Below are 4,655 nucleotides of genomic sequence, written 5' to 3'. Positions count from 1 at the left end.
CGCCCTCGAGCGTCGCGCGCGAGCTGGGCATCTCGCTGCGCCAGGTGCACGTGCTGTTCGAGCCCACCGGCCGTTCGTTCGCGCGCACGCTCACGGCGCTGCGGCTCGCCGATGCCTCGCGGCTGCTGGGCGCGGCGCCAGGCCGCTCGATCACCGACATCGCCTACCTCTGCGGCTTCGACAGCCTCGCGACCTTCTACCGCGCCTTCCGCGCCGCCTATGCCATGACGCCGCGCGACGCGCGGGCGCTGGCAGACGGCCCCTGATCGTTTCACCGCGGGTCGCCTGCGCGCAATGAGAAGACGCGACGGCCGCGCGCGCCAATCATCGCGGCCATGTACCTGCATCCCCTCACGGCCGGCCTTCCGATGGCGGAACGGGAATGGCTGACCCGCCACAGCGAGCTGCGCTACTTCCGGCGCAACGAGACCGTGCTCGAGGCCGGCGAGGACACCGACCGCGTCTACTGCGTGGCGAGCGGGCTGCTGCGCGTGGTGGCGCGCGGCCGCACGCCGGGCGCCGACTTCACGAGCGAGTTCATCCGCGCCGACGACTTCTTCCTCGACCTCGGGCTGCCGGAGGACCGCTACCGCTCGACGCAGGCGCTGGTCGCGGCGCTGCCCTCGTCGGTGCACCTGGTGTCGGTGGCCGCGCTGCGCGAGCTGTGCGCGCGCCGTCCCGAGATCGCGCTGCGCCTGCTGGGCCTGGTGGCGAAGCGGCTGGCCCTGCTGCGCGGACGGCTGCGGCGCGTCTCCACGCTGTCCTCGGGCGCGCTGGTGGGCCACGTGCTGCACCAGCTCACGCAGCTGGCGCCGGTGCACGCGGGCGGCTTCGACAAGCGCATCTCGCAGTCGATGATCGCCTCGTACTCGGGGCTGTCGCGCGAGGTGGTCAACAAGACCATGCGCGCCATGGAGCAGCGCGGCCTGCTGCGGCGCGATGCGCAGGCCGTGCACGTGCCCGAGGATTTCGCGCTGACGGATTTCGGCACGGTGCCCGACGACCGCCTGTCGGCGGCCTGAGCCCGGCGCCGGGCTTCAGGCGATGCCGAAGCGGTGCTCGGTGACGCTGCGGAACACCTCGCCGGGCCGCAGCACCGTGGAGGGAAATTCCGGCCGGTTCGGCGAATCGGGGAAGTGTTGCGTCTCCAGGCACAGGCCGTCGCCCTGGCGGATCGCCGCGCCGCCGCTGCCCAGCAGGCTGCCGTCGAGGAAGTTGCCCGAATAGAACTGCACGCCGGGCTCGGTGGTGTGCACTTCCATCGTGCGGCCCGAGGCCTCGTGCGCCAGCCGCGCGGCCAGCGCGAGGCCGTCGCGCTCCTGCGCGCGGTCGAGCACCCAGTTGTGGTCGTAGCCGCGCGCGATCAGCATCTGCGCATGGCCGTCTCGGATGCGATCGCCGATGGCCAGCGGCTGCCGGAAATCGAAGGGCGTGCCCTCCACCTCGGCCAGCCCGGTAGGGATCAGCGTGGCATCGACCGGGCAGTAGCGGCTGGCCGGCAGCGTGAGCCGGTGCGCCATCACGCTGCCCTGGCCCGCGAGGTTGAAGTAGTCGTGGTGGCTCAGATTCAGCACGGTCGGCCGGTCGGTCTCGGCGCGGTAGACGATGCGCCAGGTGTTGGCCGTGGTGCTCAGTTCGTAGCGCACCGCGAGCCGCAGCTCGCCCGGATAGCCCTCGTCGCCGTGCGCGCTGACATGGCGCAGCTCGATGCCGATGCGCCCGGGCTCGCCCGGCAGCGCGTAGATGCTCCAGAAGCGCTGCCCGAAGCCCTGCGTTCCGCCGTGCAGCGAGTTCGGCCCGTCGTTGAGCGCGAGCTGGTGCGCCTGGCCGTCGAGTTCGAAGCGCCCGGCGGCGATGCGGTTGGCGAAGCGCCCGACGATGGTGCCGAAGTGCGGATGCGGCCCGAGGTAGGCCGCGAGGTCGGGCAGGCCCAGCACCACGTTGGCGGCGCGGCCCTGGCGGTCGGGCACCAGCAGCGCGGTGACGATGCCGCCGAGGTTGATCGCCTGCAGCCGCAGGCCGAGGCCGTTGTCGAGCGTGTACTCGATGACGGGCCGGCCGTCGGGCATGCGGCCGTAGCTGCGCTGGGAGATCCTCGGTTCGCTCATTAAAGTACCTTCGTGCTTCGCACTGCGGTGCGAGCTTGCTTGGGGCGGCCCGGCGCGGCGCTCATGGACATCGTGCCTTCGCCTTGCGTTCGATGGCGTGAATGTACGCGGGCCGGCCGCCCCGGCCGCCCTTCAGCGCTCGGTGCCGCGCGGCTCCGGGTACATGGCTTCGCGCGCGCAGGCCGCGGCGGCATTCGGCCCCGCGCGGTCCTTGAGGTCGTGGAAGTCGGGCGGCTCCGCGGCCGCGGTGCGGATCTCCACGCGATGGCCGGCGCGCTGCAGTGCCTCGGCGAAACGCTCCTGCAGCGCGAAGGGCGTGTTCTCGTCCTCGCGGTTGCCGATCAGCACGATGCGGCGCGCGGGATCGGGCACCACGCCGTCGACATGGTCGAGCGGGTCGTAGAAGCGCGTGCTGCCGGTGGTGTCGGTGCGGCCGTCGCGCGAACGCCCGAGCAGGCGCGCGCGCTCGAGCAGGCCGTAGGCGCCCGAGGTCAGCACCGCGCAGGCCACGCGCGTGCGGCCCATGGTGAGCAGCGCGGCACCTGCGGTGGCGCCACCGCTGTGGCCGAGGATGACCAGGCGCTGGATCCGGTGGCGCTGCATCAGCGCGTCGAGCGCGGCATCGAGCGCATGGAACTCCACCGGCTGGCGGCGCTGGCGGTGGTTGCCCGAGGAGCCGTAGGTGCCGGGCCGCGCGACGAAGATCCAGGGCACGCCGGCGCGGTCGCGGTTGCGCTGCGCGTCGGTGGTGCGCAGCGCCTCGGTGTTGCCCGAGATGCGCGCGGGCGGCTGGTCCATCACGGCGTCGCGGTCGCCCGAGAACTGCACGATAGCGACGCGCGCGCCCTCGATGTCGCTGCTCGCGAAGTAGCGGATGCAGGCCGGCCCCTCGACCGGCTGCACCCAGAGGAAGCCGAAGCGGCCCTCGGGGCAGTTCTCGCGCACCGCGGGCTGGTTCCAGTGCAGCACCTCGTCGCCGATGGCGCGGATCGCGGGCGGTCGGATCTCGGCGCGCTGCGCGCAGGCCGCCTGCACCAGCGCCACGGCGAGCGCGCACAGCAGCACGGAGGTCGAGCGCAGGTTCATAACTTCTGCAGCAGCTCGGGGATGTCGCCGAAGTCGGAGCGGTCGCGGTCGCCCTTCACCAGCAGCAGGTCGCCGTCGCGCAGGAAGGCGCCGAGGTAGCCGGCGGCCTCGGCCGCGCTCTCGAAGTGCGGGCCCAGCATCGAGGCCGGCATCTCCTCGCGCAGCCAGCGCATCTCCTGGCCGTGCGTCACCACGTGCTCGATGCCCGAGTCCAGCAGCGGCGCCGCGAGGCTGCGGTGCATGGCCTCGGCCGCATGGTCGAGGTTGACGATGCGGCCCAGCATCGCGATGCGGCGCGCGACCGGCGCGGCGCCACTCCCGCCACCGCCCGCGCGGCCGTAGTCGCGCACGAAGGCCATCGCATTGCGCATCGACATCACCTCGGCGTTCCAGCTGTCGTCGATCAGCGTGGCCTGCACGCCGCTTTCGGTGCGCAGCGCCTGCACGTGCATCACCGAGGCCGGCAGCCGCACGCCGGGCATGCGCGCGCAGGCGGCCTCGGGGTCGAAGCCCATCGCGACCAGGGCCGCGAACGAGAGCGTGGAGTTGCGCACCAGCCCTTCGCTCGCGACCGGGAACAGGTAGGAATGGGTGCGCCCGCGCAGCGCGATGTGCACGCGGCAGCCATGGCCCTCGGGCTCGGTGCCGAGCACGCGCACGTCGGCCTGCGGCCCGCGCCCCACCACCCAGACCGCGCCCGCGGTGCGCGCGGCGGCCTGCACCATCTGCAGCAGGCAGGGGATGTGGTCGGGCACGATCGCCACGCCACCGGGCTCCAGGCCGAGGAAGATGCGCGACTTGTACTCGGCCGTCTGCTCCACGCTCACGGCCTGCCGGGTCTGCGACAGGCCGATCTCGGTGACGATCGCCACGTGCGGGCGCGCCATCAGCGAGATCGGGCCGCGGTCCATCCACAGCGAGCTCTGCGCCATCTCGAGGATGCAGACGTCGACGTCGGGCCCGAGGCTGGCCAGCATCGCCGGCACGCCGACGCGCGAGTTGTAGTTGTCGATGGTGGTGTGCACGCGCGCCTGCGCGGGCAGCAGGTCGCGCAGGATCGCGATGGTGGAGGACTTGCCCACGGTGCCGGTCACGCCAACCAGCAGGCCGCGGTAGCGCTCGCGCGCGGCGGCACCCAGGCGCAGCATGGCGCGGATCGGGTCCTCGACCTGCAGCAGCGGGAAGTCCGGAGCCAGGCCCTCGACCGGGTGCTGCACGATCGCGCCCGCGAGCTGGTCCTGCAGGCCTGGCAGCAGCAGGTGGCGGTCCCAGTTGACCGTGCTGCGCGGCCGGCTGTAGCGCTCGTGCGCGGCCAGGGTCTGGTAGTCGGAGGCGACGAACAGCGCGGGCGCCGGCAGCAGCTCCATGTGCTTCGGGCCGCGCACCACCGAGCGCGCGAGCCAATCGGGCGGCGGCTCGACCAGCCACTGGCCGCGCGTGATGCGCTGCAGCGCCTCGGCG

Annotated in this window: 5 protein-coding genes; 2 read left to right on the top strand and 3 right to left on the bottom strand. The window is 73.0% G+C overall.

Going from position 1 to position 4,655, the window contains the following annotated elements; genetic code table 11:
- Together AC27VN_RS33370 and AC27VN_RS33365 are read left to right on the top strand one after the other, a co-directional pair.
- Positions 1–266: helix-turn-helix transcriptional regulator (locus AC27VN_RS33370; protein ID WP_490879334.1), on the top strand; the 266-nt coding region annotated here is incomplete at its 5' end.
- 69 nt (positions 267–335) lie between these two features.
- Positions 336–1,022, top strand: coding sequence for a Crp/Fnr family transcriptional regulator (locus AC27VN_RS33365; RefSeq protein WP_208514072.1), 687 nt, complete (start codon positions 336–338; stop codon positions 1,020–1,022).
- A gap of 15 nt (positions 1,023–1,037) precedes the next feature.
- On the opposite strand, the gene AC27VN_RS33360 is transcribed toward AC27VN_RS33365, so the two are convergent.
- The 3 genes from AC27VN_RS33360 to AC27VN_RS33350 all read right to left on the bottom strand — a co-directional run.
- Positions 1,038–2,108: an aldose epimerase family protein gene (locus tag AC27VN_RS33360; protein ID WP_490879333.1), complete on the bottom strand. Its 1,071-nt coding sequence runs from the start codon at positions 2,106–2,108 to the stop codon at positions 1,038–1,040.
- Between the two features lie 132 nt (positions 2,109–2,240).
- Positions 2,241–3,194 (bottom strand): alpha/beta hydrolase family protein, encoded by a 954-nt coding sequence (locus tag AC27VN_RS33355; RefSeq protein WP_490879332.1) that lies wholly within the window; start codon positions 3,192–3,194, stop codon positions 2,241–2,243.
- A partial coding sequence (locus AC27VN_RS33350) for a Mur ligase family protein (RefSeq protein ID WP_490879331.1) occupies positions 3,191–4,655 on the bottom strand: 1,465 nt, incomplete at its 5' end. The genes AC27VN_RS33355 and AC27VN_RS33350, both read right to left, overlap by 4 nt.

The sequence above is a fragment of the Variovorax sp. 20P10.2.4 genome, from assembly GCF_058244205.1.
The sequence above is the reverse complement of the archived record's forward strand: the minus strand, read 5'-3'. Positions and strand labels throughout refer to the sequence as shown.

Excerpts from the sequence above, each read along its gene's own strand:
- AC27VN_RS33365 (WP_208514072.1), top strand. The coding sequence starts at position 336 with ATGTACCTGCATCCCCTCACGGCCGGCCTTCCGATGGCGGAACGGGAA.
- AC27VN_RS33360 (WP_490879333.1), bottom strand. The coding sequence starts at position 2,108 with ATGAGCGAACCGAGGATCTCCCAGCGCAGCTACGGCCGCATGCCCGAC.
- AC27VN_RS33355 (WP_490879332.1), bottom strand. The coding sequence starts at position 3,194 with ATGAACCTGCGCTCGACCTCCGTGCTGCTGTGCGCGCTCGCCGTGGCG.